The sequence below is a fragment of the Kitasatospora sp. NPDC087315 genome (assembly GCF_044744345.1).
Classification (GTDB): domain Bacteria; phylum Actinomycetota; class Actinomycetes; order Streptomycetales; family Streptomycetaceae; genus Kitasatospora.
This window is the reverse complement of the sequence record NZ_JBIUYD010000009.1, coordinates 142,559-169,024: the sequence shown is the minus strand read 5'-3', so window position 1 is coordinate 169,024 and position 26,466 is coordinate 142,559. Positions and strand designations below refer to the sequence as shown.

Here is a 26,466-nt window from a genome sequence, read left to right as displayed (position 1 = left end):
CACAGAAGCGCAAGACCCCCGGTTGGCCGCCGCCGAATAGCCGGCGCCGTCGGCATGGCCGTGATCGCCTCGCTGCTGGGGCCGGTGGCCTCGCAGGCCGTGGCGGCCACCCCTGACTTCTCCCGGGTGTGGTCACCGCCCGGCACCCCGCTGCCCCGTACCCCGTCGGTGAAGGCCGAAGCTGCGGCGAAGCCGGTCGAGACGGCCCCGCACAGCCCTGTGCCCGCGAGCTCGAAGGCGGCGCCCGCACGCAAGCCGGCCAAGCAGGAAACCGCCACGGCCGAGCTCACCGAGACCGCGGCACAGGTCGGCGCGCTGCCGGTCTGGGTCAGTGCCGCTCAGGAAAAGGAAGAAACCGCACGCTCGGTCACCGTGGTGAAGCCCGAGACACAGATCGCCGACGCCGCAGGTGTCGACGGGCTCCTGCTGTCCCTGAGCGCGGGTCCGTCGGCCGACACCGCCACACAGGCCGATAGTTCTGTCAGCGCACCGGCCGTCGCAACGGCGGTGAAGGTCGGCATTGACACCGCCGCACTCGACGCCGAGACCGGCACGGACTTTGCCGCGCGCGGCCGCCTGGTGACCATGCCAGCCTGTGCGCTAACCACCCCGCAGGTGCCATCCTGTCTGGTCCGCACCCCGGTCGCGACCGGCTACGACCCCATCGGGAAGCGCCTGGTCGCGAGCATCGACCTGTCGGCGACCCACCAGAGCGCAGCGCAGGACTCCCCCCCGAACGCCCCCGAAACATCGCTCTCGCCCCTCTCACACAAGGCCGCAGCTGTCGCGGCTCCCTCCGGCGCCTCTGTGGTGCTGGCAGCGGAGAGCAGCCCGTCCGGCGGCGGCGGCACCTACAGTGCCACCAGCCTCACGCCTTCATCGGCCTGGGCCTCCGGGGGACCCTCGGGAGCACTGACCTACAACTACAACGTGCAGGTCCCGGCAGCGCTGGGCGGCTCGGCTCCTGGTGTCTCCCTCGGCTACAACTCGTCGTCAGTGGACGGCAGGACTTCGGCGACGAATGCGCAGGCGTCCTGGATCGGGGACGGCTGGGACTTCAACCCCGGTTTCATCGAGCGCAGCTACACACCGTGTGGCAAGGCCGGGATCACCGGCTCCGGCGACCTGTGCTGGGCCGGATTCAACGCCACCCTCTCGCTGGGTTCGCACTCCGGGCAACTGGTCCGGGTGTCGAGCGACGCGGTGTCCTCGGACGATGCCACCGGCGTGTGGCGGCTGAAGAACGATGACGGCACGAAGGTCGAGTTCGGCACCGGCGCGACCAACGGCACCGACAACGGCGCCTACGCGAAGATCACCGACACCTCTGGGACGGTCTACTACTTCGGGCTGAACCACCTGCCCGGCGGTGACAAGAGCGACCCGGCCACCAACTCCGCCTCCACCGTTCCGGTCTACGCGCCGAACAGCGGGGACCGGTGCTACGACGCGGCCAAGGGCAAGGCGTCCTGGTGCCAGATGTGGCAGCGCCTCTCGCTGGACTACGTGGTCGACGTGCACGGCAACCTGACCACCTACACCTGGGCGCCGGAGACCAACCACTACTCCCGCGGCGGCGTCCAGAACAACGGCAACGGCACGCTGACCGCCTACACCCGGGCCAACACCGTCACGCGGATCGACTACGGCCAGCGCCTCAGCGAGCAGGTAGCGGCGAAGGGCACCCTGCAGCCCGCCGCCCGGGTCACCTTCACCACCGCCGAGCGCTGTCTGGAGGCCGGCTCGGCCTGCGACCCCGTCAACCGCACGGTGGCCAACAAGAACAACTGGCCCGACGTCCCCGTCGACCAGGAGTGCAAGGCCACCGGCACCTGCACCAACTACGGTCCCAGCTACTTCACCACCAAGCGGCTGACCTCCATCAGCACCCAGGTACGGGTCAACAACGCCTGGCAGGACGTCGACGCCTACGAACTCAAGCACTCCTTCCCCGACCCCAACCGCTCCGCGAACCAACAGCCCCCGCCGGACCCTGTCGAAACCACGAGCCAGAAGGCGCTGTGGCTGGACTCGGTGCAGCGCACCGGCAAGACCGCCAGCCCCACCGTCAGCACCCCTCCGGTGAGTTTCACGCCGGTGATGCTGCCCAACCGGGTCGACGGCACCGACCTCGTGCCGGCACCGCCGCGGATGAACCGCGCGCGCATCCAGCAGATCCGCAACGAGACCGGTGGTGTCCTCAACGTCGACTACAACCTCCCGGACTGCTCCCGCGTCAAGAACGTGATGCCAGCCGGCGAGGACGACAACACCCGCGCCTGCTACCCCGTCCGCTGGTCCCCGCCCGGCTCCGTGGCCGATGCCGACCCGGTCCTCGACTGGTTCAACCACTACACCGTCGCCTCGCTCACTGAGAACGACTTCGCCACCGGAGCCCCCGCCAAAACCACCAACTACGCTTATGGCCCAGCTGGCTGGCACCGGGACGACAACCAGTTCACCGAGGCCAAGGCCCGTACCTGGGGCGACTTCCGCGGCTTCGCCACCGTCACCACCACCGTGGGAAGCGGCAACGACGGCCCCAAGGGCCAGACCCGCGCCACCTACCGCCAGGGCATGAACGGCGACACCCGTAAGAACGGCACCATCCGCAGCGTTCACCTCACCGACGCCCTCGGCCGCGACACCACCGACACTGACTGGCTCGCCGGACAGACCCTGCAGACCGAGAGCTTCGACCAAGCCGGCGGCACCGTCGTGGCCCAGGTGATCAACAGCTCCAGCGGCGAATTCACCACCGCTACCCAGGCCCGCGGCAATGGACTGCCCGACCTCATCGCCCGCTACCCCGCCACAATCAGCACTACCACCACGCGTGCACGCAAAACCGACAACACCTGGCGCACCACTACCAAGACCACTACGGGCGACCCGGCCCACGCCGACCGAACCCTCACCGTGCTCGACCAGGCCGACGGCCTGCCCGACCTGTGCACCCGCACCGGCTACGCCACCGGCCCCGACCCGCAGCGTACGGACCTGGTCGCCGAGACCCTGATTGTCTCCGGAAGCAATGCCTGTGGCGCCTCCGCCACCTCGGCCAACACGGTCTCATGGACCCGGGTGCTGTACGACGGCCTTCCCTACGAGCAGGCCGGTGCCACGGCGGACCCAACCGGCAACCTGACCCTGGACCGCTACGACAGCGTCGGAGCCGCGGTCTTCGCCACCATCTCCACCAGCACCTACGACGCGTACGGCCGCGTGGTGTCGAACACCGATCCCAACAGCACGGACTCGCAGCACCCCGGCGGCGTCACCACCAATACCGTCTACACGGCATCTGCCCCGAGAGAGCTACCAACCACGGTGACGACCTCGGCCCCGGCTCCCGGCACGTCCGGAAGCTGGGACACCGTCACCGCACTGGAGCCGCGCCGTTCACTGCCCCTCACTATCAAGGACCCCAATGGCAAGACCGTCACCGAGACCTACGACGCGCTCGGCCGGCTGACCGGCGTCTGGGCGTCCGGACGGACTCCGGCCATCAAGCCCAACGCCAATCAGACCTTCACCTACACCGTCTCCAACACCACCGGCGTTCCGTCGACCATCACCAGTTCCACCTTGATGGTGGACGGCGACACCGCCGTCTACAAGCGCTCGGTGGCGTTGCTCGACGGCTTCGCCCGTACCCGCCAGACCCAGACCTCGCCAGCCGGTCCTGGCGACGCTGGCCGTCTGATCACCGACACCCAGTACGACTCCCAGGGACGGACCTGGGCGAGCAGCGCCGCCTGGTACAACAGGGACGCCGCGCCGTCGACCACTCTGGTCACCGCGCCCGACAGCACCATTCCCGCCCAGACCCGGATCACCTTCGACGGCCTGGGCCGCCCGACCGTCTCCGCGCTCTGGTCCCTCGGGGCTCTCCAGAGCCAGGCCACCGCCAGTTACCCCGGGGCCGACCGCACCGACGTGGTCCCGCCGCAGGGATCCTGGCCCACCGGCACGATCACCGACGCCCGCGGGCGCACGACCGAGCTGTGGCAGTACCGCACCGCCACGGCTACCAGCCAGGCCGCGGACGCCGCCGTCACCCGCTACACCTACAACCCCGCCGGCCAGCGAGCGGGGATGACGGACAGTGTCGGGAACACCTGGTCGTACAGGTATGACCTGCGAGGCCGCCAGATCAGCGCCAGCGATCCGGACACCGGCACCAGCAGCCGCACCTACGACGCCGCGTCACGGCTGGCCACCACCACCGACGCCAAGGGTCAGGTCCTCACCTACACCTACGACCTGGCAGGACGAAAGACCGGCCTCTACGAGGGCTCTGCTGCTCCGAACAACCAGCTGGCTGCCTGGACGTTCGACACCGTGATGAAGGCCAAGCCCGCTACCTCCACCCGCTACGTCGGCGGAAGCAGCGGCCAGGCATACACCAGCACTGTCACCGGCTACGACAACAGCTACCGGCCCACCTCCAGCACGCTCACCATCCCGGGCACCGAGGCCGGGCTCGCCTCAGGAACCTTCACCTACACCACCAGCAGCCAGTACGACCAGATCACCGGCAACCCCAAACTCGTCACGCTGCCCGCCGCCGGCGGCCTCCCGCAGGACAGACTCGCCTACGCGTACAACGACTACGGCCAGATGATCTCCTACGCCGGCGCGACGACGTACGACGTACAGAGCGAGTACGACGTCTTCGGCCGGACCTTGCGGTCCACCGTCAACCCCTGGGCCAGCCAGGTGGTCACCACCACCGACTACGACCAGGCCACCGGCCGCGTCCGCGCCCAGTACCTCGACAAGCAGACCTCCGTCACCGGCGCGGTGCAGCAGACCAACTACACCTACAACCCCGCCGGTTCGATCACCTCGATCACCAACATCCCCGACAACAGCCCGCCCGCGACCGACCGGCAGTGCTTCACCTACGACTACCTCGGCCGCCTCACCACCGCCTGGACCGACACCGGCGGCATCACCACCCCCGACCCGCTCCAGCACAAAACCCTCGACCAGGGGGCCTGCGCCAACACCACCCCCACCAGCGGTGCCGTCGCGCCCGCCAAGACCACTGTGGGCGGCGGCAACCCCTACTGGCAGGACTACACCTACGACCTGACCGGCAACCGCACCTCGCTGATCCAGCACGACCAGTTCGGTGACCCAGCCAAGGACGTCACCACCACCCAGCAGTTCCCGGCACCCGGCACCGTCAACACACCGACCACCGCGGCCAACACCGGCGGCGGCACCGGCGGCGCCCACGCCCTGCTCATCTCCACGGTCAAGACCGGCACCACCACGACCGCCAACGGCGCCACCCAGTACGACGCCAACGGCAACACCACCGCCATCCGCACCGGTGTCTCCGGCACCGGCACCGCCGCCCTCACCTGGAACAGCGAAGGCAAACTCGCCAGTCACACGGCACCCGGCCAGATCACCGGCAACGGCGGCAAGTGCATCGCCACCGCCGGCGGCAGCAACGCCAACGGCACCAACCTGCAGATCAACGCCTGCACCAGCGGCGGCAGCCAGCTCTACACCGTCGCCAACAACCGCCTCGTCGTCCTCGGCAAGTGCGTTCAGGCCATGGGCACCACCGCCGGCTCGGCCGTCCAGACCCAGAACTGCGACAACTCCGCCGCACAGACCTGGACCCCCCGCGCCGACGGCACCCTCCACAACCCCGCCGCCAACCGCTGCCTCGCCATCCCCGGCAACGTCACCACCAGCAACACCGCCCTCGTCCTCGGCGACTGCGCCAGCACCGTCCCGGCCGGGCAGAAGTGGACCACCCCCAACACCACCACCACCTACCTCTACGACGCCGACGGCAACCAGCTCATCCGCCGCAACCCCGGCACCACCACCCTCACCCTCGGCACCGACGAACTGACCGTCGACACCGTCACCAAGGCCCAGACCGGCACCCGCTACTACCCCATCCCCAGCGGGATGACCATGATCCGCAAAGGCGCCGGAACCGCTCCCGGATCGTTCACCGTCCAGGTCGCCGACCACCACGGCACCAACACCGTCAGCCTCGACCTCACCACCCTGACCACCGCACGCCGCCCCGTTGATCCGTTCGGCAACCCCCGCGGCACCCAGCCCGCCCCAGGCGGCTGGCTCGGCTCCAAGGGCTTCGTCGGCGGAACCGAGGACGAGACCACCGGCCTCACCAACCTCGGCGCCCGCCAATACCAGCCAATCACCGGCCGGTTCATCTCCGTCGACCCCATCCTCGACGGCAGTGACCCCCAACAGATCAACGGCTACGCCTACAGCAACAACAACCCAATCAACCTCGCCGATCCGACTGGACTCAAATCCGAGGAATGCGGCACGCTCTACGACTGCGGGCCGGCCGGCACTATCACGATGAACAACACGGCCGAGACCAGTACCTACGTCTCGGAATCGGCGCTCAACCGACTTTTTGACAGCGCACCCTCATATAGGCCGCTCAAGCCAATTCCGCCTCTTAAGCCCACGAAGCCGGGGAAAGCCGATGGCTGCATCTACGCCATGGGCATGAACTACAACTGCACTTCAAAGGAGCCCAACCCTCAGTCGCCGCACACTGTTGCAGGTAGCTACAACGTAAATAACCCTGACGCTAGAGGCTGCGATAGCACAGTAACCTGCGCCATTATCTACTCCGTCTCCTTCGCCAGCCTGGCCGTAGTTGCGGCGCCAATCTGCGGAATGAATCCCATTCTTTGCGGCCAAGCGGTGGCCGAGGAAATCATATACGGGGCGGCAGATATCGGCCCATTTGGGGGGGTGAGGGGATGTCGACCCAATTCATTCACCGGTGAAACGCAGGTCCTTCTGGCAGACGGCACCACTAAGGAAATCTCTGAAATTCAGCTCGGGGACGAGGTTCTTGCGACCGACCCGGAGTCTGGTGCGACAGCTGCACGCCCGGTCATCGCCCTAATTAGAGGCGAGGGCGAGAAGAACCTGGTTGAGGTCGCTATCGACGATGACGCAACCACCTCCGCCGGAAAAATCACGGCAACGGATCATCACCCCTTCTGGGTCGAGAACCAGGAGCGCTGGGTCGACGCCACAGACCTCCAGCCCGGCGACACTCTGCACACCTCTACTGGTATTATCGTAAAGGTTGCCGCAGTAAAGCGGTGGACGCAGAAGCAAGCCGTGTACAATCTTACGATTGCCGACCTTCACACGTACTATGTACTCGCCGGAAATACGCCGGTGCTCGTTCATAACACCGGGCCAGGTTGCGGCGAGGTTCTGTACGGGGCCTCAAAGGGCGCCGGTCAGGATCTAAAGCGCTCGGCCACAGTTGGTAATGACCAGTGGCAGTTTAATACTGGCCACGGGTTTGACCGTGCACATACTGGACCGGGTGGCGTGGCAAACGACCTGAGGACCACTGGACTTACGCCGGACGAAATTGAGCAGGGTATCGTCTCGGATGCCTATGGTCACATGGCGAATGGAGGTGTCGTGCCACGCGTAGGATCGCCGGGATTTTCCGGCCCATTGGAGAGGCAGATTCAGGTGGGCGGATTCAACGTCGGCTATCGGCTTTCCCAGACTCCCGATAACGTGTATCGCGTTGCAACCTACTGGCTCAATCCCTAAGAAGTGAGGTGAGGGCTGTGTCTGAACTGACCCAGTCGACGAGGGAGTTGATCCTCTCGGTTTACGAGGATGGCACCCCGAAAATCCCAGATGCCGTCCGAGACTTCATCGAAAAAATCACGTTCGCTGACCCTGAGGAGATCTTGTCGGCATTGCATGACGTGCTGGCGGATGACTGGATGGCTCTCCCGGTTTGGGCTCGCAATCTGGCATATCGGCTCGCCTGCTTGCAGCGTCCCGATGATCCGGCCTTGCTGCGGGAGGCCGCAAGTGACCTTCTCTGCTTTGGCCCCGATTGGGACGAGGCTGCAGAATCCTTGAAGGCGCGCGCCGCACAATTGGAGCCATGAGCGCTGCTGCGGTGGCGCGAGCCATCGTAAATTAGCCCAGCGCAGGAGCGACTCTGGGTATAGCTGAATAAACTCAGCGGCCCCACCGGATGGTTTCCGATGGGGCCGCTGAGCCGTCTGACGGCAACGGCTGACGGCAACATCAGCGGACGGGTGCTGCACAAAGTGGCGGATCGTCGCCGCCGTCGGGCTCGGCGGTGTCGTCTGCGGGGTGGCGGAGGACGTTGCTGAGGGTGTCGATGGCTTGGCGCTGGAGGCGGAGTCGGACGTGGGCGTACACCGTAGCGGTCACCCCGATGTGGGCATGGCCCAACAGTTCCTTGATGACGACGAGTTCGACGCCCTGTTCCAGGAGGAGGGTCGCCGCCGAGTGCCGGAGGTCGTGGAAGCGGATGCGGCGGAGCCTGGCCTGGCGGAGCAGGGCGGTGAAGTGCCGGGTGAGCGTGGCTCCCTCGATCGGGGCGCCGTCGGGCCGAGTGAAGACGTAGCCGCTGTCCTTCCAGGTCGCCCCCGCCGCTTGGCGTTCCTGGCGCTGCCGGTCGCGGTGCTGTTCGATGGAGCGCAGGCATGGAGTGGGCAGGGCGATGCGGCGCTCGGAACTCTGGGTCTTGGTCGGCAGGGCGGCCAAGCCGCCGGTGTTGGTGCGCTGGAGGGTGCGGCGGATGCTGGCGGTTCCGCCGGCCAGGTCGAGGTCTTCCCAGCGCAGGCCGAGGAGTTCGCCCTTGCGGAGCCCAGTGCGCAGGGCGAGTTCGAACAGCGCGTGGAGGCGATGGCCGCTGGTGGCGGCGAGGAACGCGCGGGCCTCAGCGGCTGTGAGGGGTTCGAAGCGTCGGGGGCGGGGTGTGCCCATTCGGACGTTGCGGGCGACGTTGCGGGGGATCTCCTCTTCGCGGACAGCGTGCTCCAGGGCGGACTTGAGTACGGAGTGGACGTAGGCCAGCGTCAGTGGGGACAGGCGCTTGGAGCAGCACTTCCCGACGGCGCAGCACTGGGGGTGGTTGCGGGCGGTGTCGAGGCCGCGTGCGCAGCACTGGCAGGTGGTGCAGAGTTGATCGAGCCAGGTGCGGACGTCCTTGGCGGTGAGCTTGGCGAGCTTCTTCCGTCCGAGACCGGGGATGAGGTAGAGACGGGTGCAGGCGGTGTAGCGGGTGTGGGTGTTCTCGCGCAGCCGGTGGACGGCGACGGTCTCCAGCCAGTAGGCCAGGTATGCGCCAACGCTGCCCTGCGCGGAGGGGGCGGGGACACCGCGATTGCTGGTGGCGATCTTCTCGGTGAGCTTGGCGAGTGCGTCTTTGCGGGTGGTGCCGTAGACGCGGATGCGCTTGCGGGTGTCGCCGACGGCCAGGACGTATCCGGCGGCTTCCCAGCGGCCGTCCTTGCGCTGGTAGATAGTGCCGTCCCCGTTGGCGCGGACCCTGCGCGAGCCGGTGCTGGGGGTCGGGGTGGGGTTGGTGTCGGGGGTGGTCATCAGGCTGCCTCGACCTGCGAGAAAGCAGGTGGGGAGGGGTCGCGTAGCACACGTACTATGTACTGGCCGGAACCACACCAGTCCTAGTACACAATGATGTTTGCGGAGTTCGAGTATCCCCTGTTGCTTCCGACTGGGCCACCAAGGGGGCGCATTTGCACGTGGGTGCTGATGAGGTCCGGATCTTTCCCACAGGAGACGGCGGAATTGGCGCAGAGGGGATTCGACTTCGCACTGGAATGGCGTCGGATCGAAGTGTTCAGCAGGTTCTCGACACGCTCAGAAAGAGCCCCGAACTTCGACAGGATGTGATCACTAAGGCTCGGTCCGCCATGGAGCATATGAATGATCACAATTGGGGTAATGATAAGAGTCGAGCTGCTGAGATGAACTTCCTTATCAAGGCATTGGAGGGAATGGGATGATCGGAGCCGAATTCATTGCTGAAACCCTGTCGTCGGGTACGGTATTCGGGCTTGGCGTGGGCGCGCGACTGCGCGATGTTGAGTCGGCCATCCATCTCGATCATGTAGATGACGTGCAGGGCAGGCGGGGGAAGCGGCTGATGCGGCGCGACTACGGGCTTCTCGAAGTCACATTCGGCGGTGAGCCGGACTGGGAGTGCCGCTGGATTTCAGTCGAAGTCCATAGGTTCTCGACGTCTCCTGACCTCATTGGGGAGGCTCGGGAGCTGATGGGCGTAGAGTTTTCCCAGTACACGGCGTGGTCAGATGTACAGTGCGAGTTTAATCGACTTGCGGATGGCGCGCTGATCCAGTCTCCGATTGTCCAACACGGGTATAAGGTATTTCGGTCGAGGGGTCTTGGATTGACCGTTCAGGTGGTCGACGACCGCGAGTGTATCCGTGGCGATTTTCCCGGATTTGGGGACGTATGGAGCATTGAGGTTGCTCTGCCAGCGGATAGCTGACCTCGTTGAAATGAGTTTGTGAGTGTGCAGAAGCCCCGCCGGAGAATGCAATCCGGTGGGGCTTCTGGGCGTGTTGACGGCAACGGTTGACGGCAACGTCAGCGGACGGGCGCTGCACGAAGTGGCGGGTCGCGCCCGTCGTCGGGCTTGGCACTGCCCGCAGCCGGCTCTCGGAGGGCCTGGCTGAGGGTGTCGATGGCTTGGCGCTGGAGTCGCATGCGGACGTGGGCGTAGACGGTGGCCGTGACGCCGATGTGGGCATGACCCAACAGTTCCTTGATGACGACGAGTTCGACGCCCTGTTCCAGGAGGAGGGTGGCCGCCGAGTGGCGGAGGTCGTGGAACCGGATGCGTCGGAGCCTGGCCTGGCGGAGCAGGGCGGTGAAGTGCCACGTTACACGCGGGACGGACAAGAGACATGGGCGTGTTCTGGTCGAAGCGCCCGGTGCCGTCGTTGGGAATTACGTACAGCACGCTCTTCAACTCGGCTGCTGCGCCTGTGTAGTGGACGACGAGTTGGTCGACGGACTGCCCGGCAATGAGGCTGCCGTGGTGGCTGATCTGGTAGTCGGCCCAGGTGGCACCGTACTTGAGATTGCCGGGTGCGGCGGCGGCGGGAGCGGCCGTGGAGGCGGTGGGGTCGGAGGTTCCTCCGATGATCCGCAGGTCGCCGTTCTTGTCGGTGAGGACGAGGTCGGCCTTCTGGTCGTTGTCGATGTCGCCGAACAGGGGCTGGGTGCCGGGCTTCCAGGGCACGTAGAAGTTGTACACGGCCGGTTGGCTGTAGTTGCCGGCATTGTCCATGGCCCAGGCGTACAGGGTGTTGGTGCCCCACTGGTGCGGCTGGTAGTCGTAGGGCTTGCCGGGTGCCAGGGTGCCGTTGTCACCGCACTTCCATCCGACGACCGCGGTCGGGTCCGTGGACACACGCACGCAGGCAACGCCGGAGGCCTGAAGGCCCGGGCCGGGGGCCGGGTCCTCAGTGTTGATGGTGAAGGTGCCCTGGTCGTTCATGTACTTGGTCGGGCTGGGGTTGGGGGTGCCGGACGGCGGAAAGTCGGTGGAGCTGATGCTGACCCGGGGATTGGTCTTGTCGACGCGGAAGTAGCACCAGGCGCTCATCGGCGAGTGGAGCAGGCCGTCGTCGGACGCGGCTAGACGAAGCCGAGTATGTAGGTGACGGAATTATCGCATCGTCACGTCCAGCGTGTGGTGTAGACCGTCAGAATTGTGCAGGAAGAGCCACTCAGTATCCAGGCGTTCAGCTCCGGGATATGAACAGATAGTCACAGGGCTATTTCATGGCCAAACTTGATTGATTTGTGCGTCGCAGCTCGGACTCCGAGCTGCGACGCACACTACTGAAAGGTGAGGGACATGCTACTGCTTTGGGATTGTTCCATCGATCCTTATGGGTCAAGTCTAGAGAGACTGGAGAGTCGTGAGCTTCTTAGCCTGTCCCTTGACGTAATCGAGGCCACGCTCCGTCTATTGACCCGCCATTTCCCGAATTTTTCCCGCCGGAGCATGCCGAATTCATTAGTCATGTAATTCGAGCGTACTCCCCTGGCTCGGGCGAGTGGAAATTTAGCCAGGAGTTCCCCGAAGAGGCTCTGGCACGGTATGAATCATTGCCTGATGTTGCAGTTCGGCCCGCATTTGGACCGTTTCTCACGGGCATTGTTCGGCTTTGCGAGGCAAATCCTGGATCGCTGTGCACAGATGATGTGGTGGAGATCCTGTCCTCCTGCTACGAATCGATTCTCATGTCACAGCTGACCGGTCGCGTCACTCTCGAGGATCAAGAGAATAATGCGCGATGCTGCGAAGCTATCCGCTTGCAAGTCAAAGCAATTTCCAAGTACCAAGTTGCTTCGGAAGTCGACGGTTCACCTGACCTTGCGTGATCATCGGAGTTTCGTCGACACGGCGACGGCCCTCCGCATTCCCGACAGCAAGGTGCTGGTGGATGAGGCTGGACTTGGAAGGTAGATGAGGGTCATATTCTTCAGTGAATAGCTGATCGGCGGCTACCAAGAGGCCCTGCCAGGATTGCCCTGGCAAGGCCTCTTGCCAGGCGGGAAGGTTCCGGATTTCATCCAAGCGAAAATCGACGCAAAAATGGATGATGAGTTCTCCCGATACGCTGCAGTCATCAATGATCCAGGGAATCCGCTTGTGGGACTCCGTGCCATCACCAATGAATCAGGCGCCGTGCCATACTTTACGGGCCTGTGCAGAAGCACGGCATCCCTGGCCGTGTAGTCATGATCCCATAGGAAAGGACCAGGTCAGTGACGTATCTAGCCATCTTCGAGGGCCAGAGTCGTAGGGTTCGGCGCTCGGACCTGATCACAGCCTTGGAGCGAGACTGGCCGACTGCCGTGATTCGCGAGCGACAGGGATCTCAGGAATCCAGGGATGTTGTTTGGACCTATTCGGAGGGTGGCCGGGAGCTTGAGGGCTACTCCCACATGGACGGGACCTGCATCTATCTCGATTCTCCCCTTGATTTGGCTGCGAGGTTCGCGCTCTGGTTCAGGCGGCTGGTGCCGTCTGATGTGGAGTTGGTCTTTTGTGATGACGGCTACAACTTCAATGGAATCATCGAGCCAGGAATGGGTCTCGGTGGCGTGATGGCCATCGCCTCTGACGCGTAATATCTCCCCGCCGGCGCGAGTTGAAACGAATTCGCCGCCATCTGGCTAATGACAGTGGGCCCCATCGAAATTAATTCCGATGGGGCCCACTGTGGCGTCTGACGGCAGTAGTTGACGGCAACGTCAACGGACGATTGCTGCACAATGCGGCGGATCATCGCCATCGTCGGGCTCGGTGGCTGCCTCGGAGGGCTTGCCGAGCGCGCAGCCGAGGAGGTCGATGGCGTCGCGCTGGAGGCGGACATGGGCCTAGACCGTAGCGGTGACGCCGATGTGCGCGTGGCCCAGCAACTCCTTGATGACGACGAGTTCGACGCCCTATTCCAGGAGGAGGATCGTGGTTGAGTGCCTCAGGTCGTGAAACCGGATCGGCCGCAGGTGCGCGTCGCGGAGCTGCGCGTTGAAGTGGCGGGTGAGCGTGGCGGGCTCGATCGGGTGCCCGTCCGGCCGCGTGAAGACGTACCCGCTGTCCTGCCAATCCGAGCCCGCCCGGTCTCGTTCCCCGGCCTGCAGCTCGCGGTGGGCGCGTAGCCCGCGACGTCGCGCAGGAAGTCAGCCTCGGCCTTGGCCCCGGCGCGACTGGCGAGCATGTAGCCGATCTCGGTCAGCAGCGGGCCGGGCAGCAGGAGCGGGCCAGGGAAGTTCTGCAGCAGGTCGACGCACTGCAGGTGGTAGTCGTCCTTGCGGTTGGCGGCTGCCACCACGGGGCCGGTGTCGATGACGATCACGCGCTCCGGGGCTCCTCACTGGCCCAGGCGTCGCGGACGATCTCCTTGGAGCGGACCGCGAGGTCGGGTTCGCCGTCGAAGACGCCGGTCGTGCGGTTGACGGCTCGGGTGTGTGGAACAGCCATGTATACCAAGGGCTGGCTGATTTTGGCTAAGAAAGGATACGTACGATGGCAACCGATAATCGGCTAGAGGCGCGTTATCGTCGCACTGACATGCAGAACCCCGTTCTGCTTTCCACGTCGGGTGACGTAGATTGCCTCATCGATGCCCTGTTGACGGGGCCCGGCACTCCACGATGCAGTGCATATCCTGTCAAGGGCTCGATCTCGAATGTCGGAAGAATTCCCGGATCACGGGCTATATGTCGGAGTCAGCAGGGATATCAATGTGGGTGCGCTAGCTCTAACGGCGCCCGAGGTCGGACATATCGCTTCAGTGGGTGCCCCTGGCTCTCGTAGTGGCGTCGCATATCATGTCGCCGGGCACTGGACTGAGTTTCCAGATGATTCGGAGATTCCAGTCGTTCTCGTTCGAGAGGCGGTCAAGGAGTTCCTGCACTCCGGAGGAAGCATTCCGACCTGCATAGAATGGAAGCCCTTTGAAATCGCCGATGAAGGTGTAGAGGATGACCCTTGGGGGTCCCCCTCCTGGCCAGTAAACCTCGGCGCGATGCCCAAGCCGTACCGGCAAAGGCGCTGACTTGGTCGATCTCTACGCCAAGTACCCGACGTCACGTTCCCCACAGGGATGACGACAACCGAGCAGTAAGTCGTACTGGCCTCACCGGATCTACTCCGGTGAGGCCAGTACGTTTCTAGCCTGCGCGCTTCACTCGGGGCGACGTCCGGATCATGATCGGGAACGCAAAAGTACCCTTGTGCACTGCGAGATGAGGCTTGCCGAAGGTCCCCGTCAGCCCGGCCGAAAGGCGCGTGCTATGTATTGGCTGATTTTACGCCGGTCCTGGTGCATAATTCGAACTGCGATCTTCTGACTAATACTCCAACCGTAGATCGTGATCACGGATGCAGAGAGACCGCTGGTCGGTAGCCTGTCGACGTGGCTGAGACCTGGGACGAGCAGCAGTTGTATGAAGCATGACGCGTTCTGCGGTCACTTTTCGCTGAGTCTTCGGGTGGTTGATCTTCTCCAGCAGCGCGGCTACCGCGTGGTCGTCCTGTCGGCACTCAAGGCCGAGCACGCCCGCACCCACGGCGGGCAGCATCTCGTCCATGCTGAGCACGTACCCGGGACGGTCGATCCCGAGACGGCCCAGACCGGCAGCCGCAAGGATCATGGCGTCCGGCGTCACGCCGTCGAGCTTCTTCTTCCCGTCCAGCTTCAGGAGACGGGTGTCGATCCCCCCGCGCACCCTGACGACCTTGAGATCGGGGCGGGCGCGCAGGACCTGGGCCTTCCGGCGGACAGCAGACGAGAGGATGATCGAACCGGACGGCAGATCGGCCAGCGACTGATACTCGGAGCCGTCCGGGAACAGCAGCACGTCCCGTACGTCCGGCCGCGCCATGTAGGCGGCGAACACCAACCCTCGCGGCAACGGCACATCTCCGGGTACGTCCTTGACGCAGTGCACGGCCATGTCGACGTCGCCGCGCTGGAGCATGGTGTCGATCTGCTTCGTTTAGAGCCCCTTGCCGCCCAGCTGGGCCAAGTCGCCCTGCCACAGGTCGGCTTCGGTGGTGACCGGCACCACCTCCACCTGAAGCTCCGGCTCGTGCTCCTTCAGGGCGGCGATCACCATGTCCGTCTGCGCGAGAGCGAGCGGGGAGCTTCGCGTCCCGATCCGGAGAAGCCGCTTCGGGAAGTCCGACCGCCACGCCGACTGGAAGACCTCTTCCTACAGCCAAGGTGACGGCGGAAACTGCGTCGAAGTTGCGACCAACGTCGCCCGGGTCGAGCAGCTGGTTCCCGTGCGGGACAGCAAGGACCGGTCCGGCCCGGAGCTGTCGTTCAGCGCGGTCGGGTGGGCATCGTTCGTCGCTGCCGTCCAGGCAGGCGAGTTCGGCACTGTCTGACCCACCGACGCAAAGAGGCCCCCGCCCCGACCACCCGCTGAGGGAGGACAGGACGGGGGCCCTTGTGATGCCACCGAGGATCAGCCGGCGAGGACGATCGTCAGACGCGCGGCGCGCCATTCTGCCCATTGATACCGCGAACCTGCGCGGTCAGGGCGGCGAGCGCATCAAAGAAGTCGCACTCGGGGCGGACGGTCGGCCGGTCTCGGGGCCGTAGTGGCCGGCCTGGCGGGCGATCCAGGCGTATTCGGTGGTGCCGTCGGGGAGTTGGCGCAGTTCCCAGCGGCCGTGGCGGGTGATCGGGGGTGGCGGCGGGGTGGTTGCCCGTTCGCCGGGGTGCGGCATCCTCAGGGTCGCGAGGGCGCCGAGGGCGACGGTGGCGATCGCGAGGGCGAGGAGGGCCACGAACGCCGCGCCGATCAGGAAGTTGACGGTGCCGGGTGTCATCGGCGGATTCCGAGGACGCGGGTGCCGAGGTGGGCGGCGAGGCCGTGGAGGAGTTCCTCGGCCTGGTCGCGGGTGAGGGGGAAGGCGAGCTGTTCGCCGGGGCCGGCGGCCACGTCGAGGTCGACGGCGAGGCGGAGCTGGACGGTGGCGTCGGGGACGTGTTCGACGGTGAGGTAGGGGACGGTGGTGCGCTCGACGTGCACGGCCTGGGTGGAGCTGGTGGCGAGGGGGATCACGACTCCCACGGGTCACCGCCCCGCCCGGCTTCGTGGAGCAGGTGGAGGAGGTTGAGGAGCGTGCTGACGGGCGCGTTGCCGAAGTCGATCAGGACGCGGCCGTCGACGGTGCCGTTGTGGGTGGTGGCGGAGCCCCAGAGGATGCCGTGGGGGCGGCCTCGCTCGCGGAGTTCGCCGAGGAGCGCGGTGACCTGGGCCTCGGTGTACTCGCGCATCCGGGGGTCGTCCGGAGCGAGGGGCCGGTGGCGGGCACTCACGCGGCCGCGTCCAGGGCCGCGGCGTGCAACTCGAACCAGACGCATTTGCCGTGCTTGCGGGGGACGGTGCCGAAGCGGTGGGTGAGCTCGCGGACCAGCTGCAGGCCCCGGCCGGACTGCGCGTAGGGGTCGGCGCACTCGCGCGGCTCGGGCAGGACGGGGCTGTCGTCGCTGACGCAGACGCGCACGGTGCGGCCGGCAAGGACGACGACCACGGTCGGCGCGGGGCTCCCGCCGTGCTTCCACGCGTTGAAGTACAGCTCACGGAAGGCGAGTTCGGCGTCGTAGATGGCGTCGTCCGGCCATCCGGCGAGGGACATCGCGTCACTCAGCTCCGCACGGGCAGCGGACCAGTCGGGGATTTCGGGCAGGCTGAAGGCACACATAAGGGGAACCTCCGTGAGGGTGCGGGTGTGGGGTTCGTCGTTCACCGGCGGAAACATCGCCGTGAGCCAGGCCAGAACGGGACTGGTGACGCCACGCATGGCTGCTCTGCGGTGCGGGGACAGCAGGCGCCTACTGCCCGGGAAACAGGCGTTACTGACGATCCGTCAGACTGACCGGGATGACGACCATAGCGCACGGTCACTTAAATTTAAGCCCGCTGCGAGAAGGTTCCCTCTCAAGTGGGACGCTGGTCGTACGAGGCGACACCCCGGCACCCAAATGGACCCATTCGCAAGCAGCGCGGCACACTGACCTCAGCACCCTCAGAGAGGACGCCATGGCCCTTCGTCCCAACCCCACCCTTCGTCAACGCCGCCTCGGCGCCGAACTGCGAAGAATGCGAGAGCAAGCCGGCTTCGGCGGCAGCCACCTCGCCCGCATGCTCGGCGTGACCCCTGCCCAGGTGACTCAGATGGAGAACGGGAAGACCGGCGTCAGCGTGGAGCGCCTGCGGACGATCGCCGCAGCATGTAAGTGCGTCAATCAGCCTCTTATCGACGCGCTCGCCGACATCATCGCGATACGAGGGAAGGGCTGGTGGGAGGAGCATCGAGGAGTCCTGCCAACTGACTTCCTTGAGGTGGCGGAGATGGAGGCCCACGCTCACAAGCTCTACACCTGGGCCACCACCTACATGCCCGGGCTCCAGCAGACCAGCGCCTACGCCTCTGCGGTGTTCACACGAATCACACCGCCGCTACCTCGTCACGACATCGATGTCAGAACTGCGTTCCGTGTGCAGCGCCAGCACGTCATCCACTCCGGCAGAAAGCCCTACGTCTCCTTCATTCACGAGGCCGCCCTGCGGATGCAGTTCGGCGGGCCTAAAGTACTCGCAGACCAGCTCGATGCCCTCATCGAAGACTCCGAAAAGCAAGAGATCTCGGTGCGGGTGGTGCCGTTCGACATGGATACCTTCCCCGGCGCGGGCGAGAACATCATGTTCGCCGAAGGAGCAGTGCCAGAGCTCGCCACGCTTCAGATGGACACCGCACAGGGCGTACTGTTCTTCGATTCTCCGGCAGACCTCGCCAGCCACCGGGCAACCTTCGCGAGCCTGAACGCCCTCGCGCTGCCGGATGATGAGTCGCGAAAGTTCGTTCGATCCGTCAGGGATGAAATGAAGGGCAAGTATGAGTAGGCCTGAGTGGCAGAAATCCAGCTACAGCGGAGCATCCAACGAGTGCGTCGAGGTGCGTACCGTCAACGGGCTGGTCGAACTCCGCGAGTCGGACAGCGGTGACATCATCGTCCGCACCACCCCTGTCAAGTTCGCCACGTTCCTCCAGGGCGCCAAGGCGGGCGAGTTCGACCACCATGCCAGCCCCACCACCTGACCCAGACCGACCAGCAACACACCTCACGACCCGGGGCTGAAATGTCCAACACCAACTGGCAGAAGTCCAGCTACTGCGCCTCGAACGACGAGTGCGTCGAGGTACGTACCGCCAACGGGCTGGTCGAACTCCGCGAGTCCGACACCGACGGCATCATCGTCCGCACCACCCCGACCAAGTTCGCCACGTTCCTCTAGGGCGCCAAGGCCGGCGAGTTCGACCACCACGCCAACTCCACCGCCTGATAGCCCATGGCGGCCCTCGCTCACCCGAGCGAGGGCCGCCATGCATCAGGCAGCAGGCGTCGGCCCGCAGCGCCGTCCGGAATGTCGAGCGGCGGCCGGTCACGGCACCTCGGGGAGCAGCGGAGGCCGCAGGCGCAGCAGAAGATGCCGTTCGCCGCGAGCGCGGGGCTTCCGGTTCCGACTGATCGTCACATCCCTTGTCCGCCCCCTTGTTTGACCTCCATCTGCCCTGGGCAGGCGTTGGAACAGACAAGGGGGCGGTGACATGTTCACACACTTGCAAAGATGTAACAGTACGTAACAAGTAGGAAATCCAAGCATTCGGCGGCTCCAGGGCCTCTCGGCCACCTCGGAGCCCCTCTCCAGCCCCTCCACTGTCCGATATTCGGACACCTGCGTTCGGCGCCAGTGCGGCGGACAGGCATGTCCGATTATCGAACAGGCCAGTAGTCACAAGCATTTCTGGGCCTTACAGTCGGCTACTGTCGAGTAGATCCCCGGCAGTTCCGGGTCGATCGAGCCAGAACGACCACATAATGAGACAGCTGCTCTGTGTGCTCATAACAAGAGAATCACAGCCTCGCCACATCACTGCCCGAGTAGCCCAGAGGCATCTAGAGTCACGGCCAGTCACCGCGCCACCGGATTGGGCCAGGCCCATCGCGCACCCCGGCTCCCGCCACTCAGGCGCGGCGCCTTCCTGAACCGAAGGGGACCCTCGTGCGTCATCGTTCAGCAGTTGTCGTGAGCATTGCCGTGATCGGCGCTCTCAGCCTCAGCGCCTGCGGCTCCCGCGACGATAAGAAGTCCGGTGACGGCAACAACACCGGCGGGGCCACCACCACCGTCACCATCGGCATCGACGCCCCGCTCACCGGCGACCTCTCCGCCCTCGGCCTCGGCATCAGGAACTCCGCCGAACTCGCCGTCAAGCAGGCCAACGAGAAGAACGAAGTCCCCGGCGTCACGTTCCAGATCAAGGCCCTCGACGACACCGGCAAGCCCGGCCCCGGCCAGCAGAACGCCACCCAGCTGGTCGCCGACAAGAGCGTCGTCGGCGTCGTCGGACCGCTCAACTCCAGCGTCGCCCAGTCGATGCAGCAGATCTTCAACGACGCCAACCTGGTCGAGGTCTCCCCCGCCAACACCGGCGTCGCCCTCAGCCAGGGCGAGAACTGGGCCACCGGCACGAAGGTCCGCCCCTTCAAGTCCTACTTCCGCACCGCCACCACCGACGCCGTCCAGGGCCCCTTCGCCGCCCAGTTCCTGGTCAACGACGCCAAGAAGACCAAGGTCTTCCTCATCGACGACCAGAAGACCTACGGCGCCGGCCTCGCCGCCACCTTCAAGGGCGAATTCACCAAGCTCAAGGGCACCATCGTCGGCGAGGAGCACGTCAACCCCGACGACCGCGACTTCTCCGCCATCGCCACCAAGGTCAAGAGCTCCGGCGCCGAAGCCGTCTACTACGGCGGCGAATACCCCGCCGCCGGCCCCCTCTCCCTCCAGCTCAAGGAAGCCGGCGTCAACATCCCCCTGATGGGCGGCGACGGCATCCAGAGCGGCGACTTCATCAAGCTCAACCCCAAGAGCCAGGGCGACTACGCCACCGCCGTCGGCCTCCCCGTCGACCAGCTCCCCACCGCCGCCAAGTTCATCGCCGACTACAAGGCCGCCGGCTACAAGGACGCCTACGAGACCTACGGCGGCTACGCCTACGACAGCAGCTGGGCCATCATCCAGGGCGTCAAGAACGTCGTGACCGCCAACGGCGGCAAGCTCCCCGCCAACCCCCGCGCCAAGGTTGTCGAAGCCGTCCAGAAGGTCACCTTCGACGGCGTCACCGGCAAGGTCTCCTTCGACGAGTTCGGCGACACCACCAACAAGCAGCTCACCGTCTACACCGTCAAGGACGGCAAGTGGGCCGTGGAGAAGTCCGGCACCTTCAACGGCTGAGCCTGACCAACCGTCAAGCCGCCCACCACACACAGGAACAACCCGCGCGGGGGCACCACCAGTGCCCCCGCGCGCACCCACATCCCACCACCCACGCGGACCCACGCGACACGCACAACGGAGGCCCAGCGGTGCACGATCTACCGCAACAGCTGGCCAACGGCCTGATCCTCGGCGCCCTCTACGGGCTCGTCGCGATCGGCTACACGATGGTCTACGGCATCGTCCAGCTCATCAACTTCGCCCACGGCGAGATCGTCATGGTCGGCGGCTTCGGCGCCCTGACCGCCTACCTCGCCCTCCCCGGCGGCACCACACTCTGGCTGGCCCTACCGCTGATGCTGCTCACCGGCATCCTGGTCTCCACGCTCACCGCCGTCGCCGCCGAGCGCTTCGCCTACCGGCCGCTGCGCACCGCACCCCGACTCGCCCCGCTGATCACCGCGATCGGCCTGTCGATCGTCCTCCAGCAACTCGTCTTCTCCTTCTACCCCGACGCCAAGAAGGCCCGGGTCTTCCCCAAGATCCCCGGCGACCCCTTCGAACTCGGCTCCGTCACCATCCAGCGCAGCGACATCTTCCTGATCATCGCCGCCCCGCTCTGCATGCTCGCCCTCGGCTGGTTCGTCACCCGCACCCGCTCCGGCCGCGCCATGCAGGCCACCAGCCAGGACCCCGACACCGCCAAGCTCATGGGCATCGACACCGACCGGATCATCGTCATGGCCTTCGCCATCGGCGCCGCCTTCGCCGCCGTCGCCGCCGTCGCCTACGGACTGCGCAGCGGCCAGGTCGACTTCCGGATGGGCTTCATCCTCGGCCTCAAGGCCTTCACCGCCGCCGTCCTCGGCGGCATCGGCAACATCTACGGCGCCATGCTCGGCGGCCTCGCCCTCGGCCTCGCCGAAAGCCTCGCCACCGGCTACATCCAGCACCTCCCCGGCATGCACCTCTTCGGAGGCGGCGCCTGGAAGGACGTCTGGGCCTTCGTACTCCTCATCGTCGTCCTGCTCGTCCGACCCCAGGGCCTGCTCGGCGAGCGCGTCGCGGACAGGGCGTGACCACCATGACCACCACCCCGGGCACCGAGACCACCCCGGTCATCCCGCTCCCCGCCCGCGCCGCCGCCCTCCTCACCGGCCTCGGCGCCACCACCACCGCCGCCTCCGCCCTGATGTCCTGGACCTGGACCTCCGACTTCCCCGGCGACCTCACCTACTACGGCTCCCCCGCCGGCCTCCAATGGCTCGCCCTCACCGGCGGCCTGCTCACCCTCACCCTGCTGCTCGCCACCCACGGCACCCCCGGCCTGCGCTGGGCCGCCCCCGCCCGCAGCCACAACGCCGTCCTGCTCGCCGCCGTCGGCGCCTTCGCCGTCAGCTGGTTCTCCGTCATCGCCATCGCGGCCCACCTCGGCGGCCTCGCCAACCTCGACCCCGGCGGCTGGGTCGCCGCCCTCGGCTCCCTGCTCGCCCTCGCCGGCAGCCTCGCCCTCCCCCTCGACCGGCGCGACCGGGTGCCGCTGCGCCTCCTCGACCGCAGGCTCTTCCTGCTCGTCCCCGCCGCCCCGATCGCCTGGTTCGGCGCCCACGCCGTCCCCGGCGACAAGCCGGTCGCCCCCGTCCTCACCGCCCTCGCCGGCGCCCTGCTGATCGCCGCCGGTCTCGTCGTCCTCATCCAGCTCGGCCACCTCGCCCACACCTGGCTGCGCCCGGGCACCGTCCGGCGCCCGCTCCCCGCCGCCCGTGAACTCCCCTCCTGGGCCGAGGTGCTGCTCATCGTCGCCGCCTTCGCGGTCGGCCTGTTCGCGATCACCTTCGGCATCGACACCGAGTACGGCGAACTGTTCACCGGCTACCTGCTGCTGGCCGCCGGCGTGGTCGCCGCGCTCGGCAAGGCCGGCCTGCTGGCCCGGCTGCGCGCGCTCACCGTCAAGCACCGCCCGGTCACCACCGGCGCCGCCTTCGCCGCCGCCGCCGGCTTCCCGTTCACCCAGACCAGCGACCAGTACACCTCCGTCGCCGCCAACATCCTGATCTTCGCCACCGTCGCCCTCGGCCTGAACATCGTCGTCGGCCTGGCCGGCCTGCTCGACCTCGGGTACGTCGCCTTCCTCGGCGTCGGCGCCTACGCCGCCGCCCTGGTCTCCGGCTCCCCCGCCTCGCCGATCCACGTCCAGTTCCCGTTCTGGGCCGCCATGCTGACCGGCGCCGCCGTCTCCATGGTCTTCGGCGTCCTCATCGGCGCCCCCACCCTGCGGCTGCGCGGCGACTACCTCGCCATCGTCACCCTCGGCTTCGGCGAGATCTTCCGCATCACCATGCTCAACCTCAACGGCACCACCGGACCCAAGGTCACCAACGGCTCCAACGGCATCCCGCGCATCCCCAACCTGGAGATCTTCGGCTTCGACCTGGGCAAGCCGCACACCGTCGCCGGCGTCGAACTCGGCCGGTTCTCCAACTACTACCTGCTGATGCTGCTGGTCACCGCCTTCGTCGTGCTCGTCTTCGCCCGGGTCGGCAACTCCCGGATCGGCCGCGCCTGGGTCGCCATCCGCGAGGACGAGACCGCCGCCGAGGCCATGGGCATCAACGGCTTCCGGCTCAAGCTGCTCGCCTTCGCCCTCGGCGCCTGCCTGGCCGGCCTCGCCGGCACCGTCCAGGCCCACGTCAGCTACACCGTCACCCCCGACCAGTACACCTTCGCCGAAGCCCTGCCGCCGAACTCCGCCTTCCTGCTCGCCGCCGTCATCCTCGGCGGCATGGGCACCATCAGCGGCCCGCTGGCCGGCGCCACCCTGCTCTTCCTCATCCCCAAGAAGCTCGAATTCCTCTCCAACTACCAGCTGCTCGCCTTCGGCATCGCGCTCATCGTGCTGATGCGGGTCCGCCCCGAGGGCCTCATCCCCAACCGGCGGCGGCAGCTGGAGTTCCACGAGGCCGACATCCCGGCGCAGGCGTCCGGCGACGCGGTCGCACTCACCAAGGCAGGGGCGTGACCAGCCAGATGACCACCACCGACGCCCCCGCCGCGGCCGGTACTCCGGCCGCCCCCGCCAAGCCGCTGCTGGAGGTCTCCGGCGTCACCATGCGCTTCGGCGGCCTCACCGCCGTCAACAACGTCTCCCTCACCGTCGGCGAAGGCGAGATCATCGGCCTCATCGGCCCCAACGGCGCCGGCAAGACCACCTTCTTCAACTGCCTCACCGGCCTCTACGTCCCCACCGAGGGCCGGGTCGCGTACCGGGGCACCGTGCTCCCGCCCAAACCCCACCTGGTCACCCAGGCGGGCATCGCCCGCACCTTCCAGAACATCCGGCTCTTCGCCAACATGACCGTCCTGGAGAACGTCCTGGTCGGCCGGCACACCAGGACCCGCGAGGGCCTCTTCTCCGCCATCCTGCGCGGCCCCGGCTACCACCGCGCCGAGGCCGAGAGCCGGGCCCGGGCCATGGAGCTGCTGGAGTTCACCGGGCTGGCCGACAAGGCCGAACACCTCGCCCGCAACCTCCCCTACGGCGAGCAGCGGAAGCTGGAGATCGCCCGGGCCCTCGCCTCCGACCCCGGGCTGCTGCTGCTCGACGAGCCGACCGCCGGCATGAACCCGCAGGAGACCCGGGCCGCCGAGGAACTCGTCTTCGCCATCCGCGACCAGGGCATCTCCGTCCTCGTCATCGAGCACGACATGCGGTTCATCTTCAACCTCTGCGACCGCACCGCCGTACTCGTCCAGGGGCAGAAGATCGTCGAGGGCGACCGCGAGACCGTCCAGAGCGACGAACGCGTCATCACCGCCTACCTCGGCGCCCCGCTCGAAGGCACCACCGCCGCTACGGAGACCGACCAGTGACCGCACTCCTCGAGGTCCAGGACCTCCGCGTCGCCTACGGCAAGATCGAAGCCGTCAAGGGCATCAGCTTTACCGTGAACCAGGGCGAGGTCACCACCCTGATCGGCACCAACGGCGCCGGCAAGACCACCACCCTGCGCACCCTGTCCGGGCTGCTCAAGCCCACCGGCGGGACGATCACCTTCGACGGGCAGGACCTCACCGCCGTCCCCGCCCACAAGATCGTCGCCCTCGGCCTCGCCCACTCCCCCGAAGGCCGGCACATCTTCCCCCGCATGACCATCGAGGAGAACCTCCTCCTCGGCGCCTTCCTGCGCAGCGACACCGCCGGCATCACGGCCGACGTCGAACGCGCCTACGGCCTCTTCCCCATCCTCGGCGAACGGCGCGGGCAGGCCGCGGGCACGCTCTCCGGCGGCGAACAGCAGATGCTCGCCATGGGGCGGGCGCTGATGTCCCGGCCCAAGCTGCTGATGCTGGACGAGCCGTCGATGGGCCTCTCGCCGCTGATGATGCAGAAGATCATGGCGACGATCGTGGAGCTGAAGGCCTCCGGCACCACCATCCTGCTGGTCGAACAGAACGCCCAGGCGGCGCTCTCGCTCTCCGACCACGGCTATGTGATGGAGACCGGCCGGATCGTCCTCAAGGGCACGGGGGCGGACCTGCTGCACGACGAGTCCGTGCGGAAGGCCTACCTCGGCGAGGACTGAGCACCACGACGCGCCAGGGCCCGGCAGGCGTACCTGCCGGGCCCTGGACCTGTCTCAGCCCTCGGACCCGGCCTCCTCGGCCTTCTTCTTGTCCTGGGCCTCGCCCTCCTCGATCACGGCCTCGGCGACCGCCGCCATCGTCATCCGGCGGTCCATCGAGGTCTTCTGGATCCACCGGAACGCGGCCGGCTCGTTCAGGCCGAACTTCGTCTGCAGCACGCTCTTCGCCCGGTCCACCAGCTTCCGGGTCTCCAGCCGCTGGGTGAGATCCGCGATCTCCTCCTCCAGCGTCCGCATCTCGGTGTACCGGGAGACGGCCATCTCGATCGCGGGCACCAGGTCGCTCTTGCTGAACGGCTTCACGATGTACGCCATCGCGCCCGCGTCCCGCGCCCGGTCCACCAGCTCCCGCTGCGAGAACGCCGTCAGCATGAGGACCGGCGCCAGGTGCGCCTCGTGGATCCGCTCGGCCGCCGAGAGGCCGTCCAGCACGGGCATCTTCACGTCCAGGATCGCCAGATCCGGGCGGAGCTCCTCGACCAGCCGGAACGCCGTCTCGCCGTCACCGGCCTCGCCGACGACGGTGTACCCCTCCTCTTCGAGCATCTCCTTCAGGTCGAGGCGGATCAGCGCCTCGTCCTCGGCGATCACAATTCGGGTGATCTGGGGCATTTCGGTCTCAAGCGGCTCGGGCTGCTCGTCGGCGGTGCTCACGGGGCTCCTCGTTCCGGCGGGGTACTGCATGCACGAGGGTACCTAGACACGGTATGTTTGAACTCAAGCAGGGTCGGGGGCAACCTTCGAATCTGTGGGCGCCCCGGTAGCCCAGCGGAAGAGGCAATGGTCTCAAACACCATCCAGCGTGGGTTCGAATCCCACTCGGGGTACTTTTCCTTTAATTCAAAGGCGGCCCAGGGCGGCCTGACGGTTGGCGATCTTCATCATTTCGAATGAAGATTCGCACGTCTCTTTTATCGTCGAGCGCGGCAACTCAAGGCCGCCGCCACGTCCACGCCCTCCGCATCGCCTGCGGCGACGCGCGGCCCGGGCTCATCGAGAAATGCTCACGGGCGATCACCGCCGTCGGCGTGCGGTGGAAGGCCGTCGCCCGTCCCTGTGGCGCCGTCAACGTCTCCGTCGCCCGCAAGCCCTGCGTCGCCCTCATGGACGCCCGCATCGGGCCCAAGTACTGACGGGG

At 66.4% G+C, this 26,466-nt stretch carries 23 protein-coding genes, 1 tRNA gene and 2 pseudogenes; 16 read left to right on the top strand and 10 right to left on the bottom strand.

Annotation, left to right across the window (positions count from 1 at the left end):
• Positions 1–54: 54 nt before the first annotated feature.
• Positions 55–7,602: a polymorphic toxin-type HINT domain-containing protein gene (locus tag ACIO5D_RS15210; RefSeq protein ID WP_400795404.1), complete on the top strand. Its 7,548-nt coding sequence runs from the start codon at positions 55–57 to the stop codon at positions 7,600–7,602.
• 17 nt (positions 7,603–7,619) lie between these two features.
• Complete coding sequence (locus tag ACIO5D_RS15205) at positions 7,620–7,952, top strand: hypothetical protein (protein WP_400795401.1); 333 nt, start codon at positions 7,620–7,622, stop codon at positions 7,950–7,952.
• A gap of 142 nt (positions 7,953–8,094) precedes the next feature.
• Here the strand turns inward: ACIO5D_RS15205 and ACIO5D_RS15200 are convergent, their stop codons facing one another.
• On the bottom strand, positions 8,095–9,420 hold the full coding sequence (locus ACIO5D_RS15200; RefSeq protein WP_400795399.1) for a tyrosine-type recombinase/integrase: 1,326 nt from the start codon (positions 9,418–9,420) through the stop codon (positions 8,095–8,097).
• Positions 9,421–9,841: 421 nt separating this feature from the next.
• Here ACIO5D_RS15200 and ACIO5D_RS15195 point away from each other — a divergent pair, with 421 nt between their 5' ends.
• Positions 9,842–10,351, top strand: coding sequence for a hypothetical protein (locus tag ACIO5D_RS15195; RefSeq protein WP_400795396.1), 510 nt, complete (start codon positions 9,842–9,844; stop codon positions 10,349–10,351).
• Between the two features lie 98 nt (positions 10,352–10,449).
• Here ACIO5D_RS15195 and ACIO5D_RS15190 read toward each other — a convergent pair whose 3' ends face one another.
• Positions 10,450–10,764 (bottom strand): tyrosine-type recombinase/integrase, encoded by a 315-nt coding sequence (locus tag ACIO5D_RS15190; protein WP_400795393.1) that lies wholly within the window; start codon positions 10,762–10,764, stop codon positions 10,450–10,452.
• Positions 10,765–12,645: 1,881 nt separating this feature from the next.
• Between ACIO5D_RS15190 and ACIO5D_RS15185 the strand changes: the two genes are divergently transcribed.
• A complete protein-coding gene (locus ACIO5D_RS15185) occupies positions 12,646–13,011 on the top strand; it encodes a hypothetical protein (RefSeq protein WP_400795390.1) in 366 nt (121 codons plus the stop codon).
• Positions 13,012–13,134: 123 nt separating this feature from the next.
• On the opposite strand, the pseudogene ACIO5D_RS15180 reads toward ACIO5D_RS15185, so the two are convergent.
• Both ACIO5D_RS15180 and ACIO5D_RS15175 read right to left on the bottom strand, forming a co-directional pair.
• Positions 13,135–13,548: pseudogene (locus ACIO5D_RS15180) on the bottom strand (tyrosine-type recombinase/integrase); the annotation flags it as partial.
• Positions 13,549–13,735: 187 nt separating this feature from the next.
• Positions 13,736–13,864, bottom strand: coding sequence for a hypothetical protein (locus ACIO5D_RS15175; protein ID WP_400795387.1), 129 nt, complete (start codon positions 13,862–13,864; stop codon positions 13,736–13,738).
• Between the two features lie 208 nt (positions 13,865–14,072).
• Here ACIO5D_RS15175 and ACIO5D_RS15170 point away from each other — a divergent pair, with 208 nt between their 5' ends.
• On the top strand, positions 14,073–14,441 hold the full coding sequence (locus ACIO5D_RS15170; RefSeq protein WP_400795384.1) for an Imm1 family immunity protein: 369 nt from the start codon (positions 14,073–14,075) through the stop codon (positions 14,439–14,441).
• A 295-nt stretch (positions 14,442–14,736) separates the two neighbouring features.
• Here ACIO5D_RS15170 and hemC read toward each other — a convergent pair.
• Positions 14,737–15,504 (bottom strand): annotated as a pseudogene (hemC, locus tag ACIO5D_RS15165) (hydroxymethylbilane synthase).
• On the opposite strand from hemC, the gene ACIO5D_RS15160 reads away from it, so the two are divergent.
• Positions 15,503–15,778, top strand: a complete 276-nt coding sequence (locus ACIO5D_RS15160; protein WP_400795381.1) for a DUF397 domain-containing protein — start codon at positions 15,503–15,505, stop codon at positions 15,776–15,778. The pseudogene hemC and the gene ACIO5D_RS15160 overlap by 2 nt on opposite strands.
• A 150-nt stretch (positions 15,779–15,928) precedes the next feature.
• Here the strand turns inward: ACIO5D_RS15160 and ACIO5D_RS15155 are convergent, their stop codons facing one another.
• Genes ACIO5D_RS15155 through ACIO5D_RS15140 form a run of 4 tightly spaced genes read right to left on the bottom strand, consistent with a single transcriptional unit; the run spans position 15,929 to position 17,149 of the window.
• A complete protein-coding gene (locus ACIO5D_RS15155) occupies positions 15,929–16,225 on the bottom strand; it encodes a hypothetical protein (RefSeq protein ID WP_400795378.1) in 297 nt (98 codons plus the stop codon).
• Positions 16,222–16,470, bottom strand: coding sequence for a hypothetical protein (locus ACIO5D_RS15150; RefSeq protein WP_400794256.1), 249 nt, complete (start codon positions 16,468–16,470; stop codon positions 16,222–16,224). The genes ACIO5D_RS15155 and ACIO5D_RS15150 overlap by 4 nt, the downstream gene beginning before the upstream one ends.
• Positions 16,458–16,718, bottom strand: a complete 261-nt coding sequence (locus ACIO5D_RS15145; RefSeq protein ID WP_400795376.1) for a hypothetical protein — start codon at positions 16,716–16,718, stop codon at positions 16,458–16,460. Before ACIO5D_RS15145 ends, ACIO5D_RS15150 begins: the two co-directional genes overlap by 13 nt.
• Positions 16,715–17,149: an ATP-binding protein gene (locus ACIO5D_RS15140; RefSeq protein ID WP_400795373.1), complete on the bottom strand. Its 435-nt coding sequence runs from the start codon at positions 17,147–17,149 to the stop codon at positions 16,715–16,717. Before ACIO5D_RS15140 ends, ACIO5D_RS15145 begins: the two co-directional genes overlap by 4 nt.
• A 293-nt stretch (positions 17,150–17,442) precedes the next feature.
• On the opposite strand from ACIO5D_RS15140, the gene ACIO5D_RS15135 reads away from it, so the two are divergent.
• The 8 genes from ACIO5D_RS15135 to ACIO5D_RS15100 all read left to right on the top strand — a co-directional run bounded on the left by ACIO5D_RS15135 (position 17,443) and on the right by ACIO5D_RS15100 (position 25,268).
• Positions 17,443–18,306, top strand: a complete 864-nt coding sequence (locus ACIO5D_RS15135) for a helix-turn-helix transcriptional regulator (protein ID WP_363607381.1) — start codon at positions 17,443–17,445, stop codon at positions 18,304–18,306.
• Complete coding sequence (locus ACIO5D_RS15130; RefSeq protein WP_400795370.1) at positions 18,299–18,502, top strand: DUF397 domain-containing protein; 204 nt, start codon at positions 18,299–18,301, stop codon at positions 18,500–18,502. The genes ACIO5D_RS15135 and ACIO5D_RS15130 overlap by 8 nt, the downstream gene beginning before the upstream one ends.
• A 41-nt stretch (positions 18,503–18,543) precedes the next feature.
• The gene (locus ACIO5D_RS15125; RefSeq protein ID WP_400795367.1) at positions 18,544–18,699 is read left to right on the top strand and encodes a DUF397 domain-containing protein; all 156 of its coding nucleotides are present in this window, start codon (positions 18,544–18,546) and stop codon (positions 18,697–18,699) included.
• Positions 18,700–19,467: 768 nt separating this feature from the next.
• On the top strand, positions 19,468–20,703 hold the full coding sequence (locus ACIO5D_RS15120; protein ID WP_363607378.1) for a branched-chain amino acid ABC transporter substrate-binding protein: 1,236 nt from the start codon (positions 19,468–19,470) through the stop codon (positions 20,701–20,703).
• 131 nt (positions 20,704–20,834) lie between these two features.
• Complete coding sequence (locus ACIO5D_RS15115) at positions 20,835–21,764, top strand: branched-chain amino acid ABC transporter permease (protein ID WP_363607377.1); 930 nt, start codon at positions 20,835–20,837, stop codon at positions 21,762–21,764.
• A 5-nt stretch (positions 21,765–21,769) separates the two neighbouring features.
• On the top strand, positions 21,770–23,704 hold the full coding sequence (locus tag ACIO5D_RS15110; RefSeq protein ID WP_400795364.1) for a branched-chain amino acid ABC transporter permease: 1,935 nt from the start codon (positions 21,770–21,772) through the stop codon (positions 23,702–23,704).
• A gap of 8 nt (positions 23,705–23,712) precedes the next feature.
• Entirely contained in the window at positions 23,713–24,555 is an 843-nt protein-coding gene (locus ACIO5D_RS15105; RefSeq protein ID WP_400656738.1) for an ABC transporter ATP-binding protein, read from the top strand.
• The gene (locus tag ACIO5D_RS15100) at positions 24,552–25,268 is read left to right on the top strand and encodes an ABC transporter ATP-binding protein (RefSeq protein WP_363607375.1); all 717 of its coding nucleotides are present in this window, start codon (positions 24,552–24,554) and stop codon (positions 25,266–25,268) included. The genes ACIO5D_RS15105 and ACIO5D_RS15100 overlap by 4 nt, the downstream gene beginning before the upstream one ends.
• Before the next feature lie 54 nt (positions 25,269–25,322).
• Here ACIO5D_RS15100 and ACIO5D_RS15095 read toward each other — a convergent pair whose 3' ends face one another.
• Complete coding sequence (locus ACIO5D_RS15095; protein WP_400656714.1) at positions 25,323–25,982, bottom strand: ANTAR domain-containing response regulator; 660 nt, start codon at positions 25,980–25,982, stop codon at positions 25,323–25,325.
• 100 nt (positions 25,983–26,082) lie between these two features.
• Between ACIO5D_RS15095 and ACIO5D_RS15090 the strand changes: the two genes are divergently transcribed.
• Positions 26,083–26,155, top strand: a tRNA-Leu gene (locus ACIO5D_RS15090).
• A gap of 63 nt (positions 26,156–26,218) precedes the next feature.
• Positions 26,219–26,461, top strand: a complete 243-nt coding sequence (locus ACIO5D_RS15085) for a hypothetical protein (RefSeq protein ID WP_400656711.1) — start codon at positions 26,219–26,221, stop codon at positions 26,459–26,461.
• Positions 26,462–26,466 lie beyond the last annotated feature (5 nt).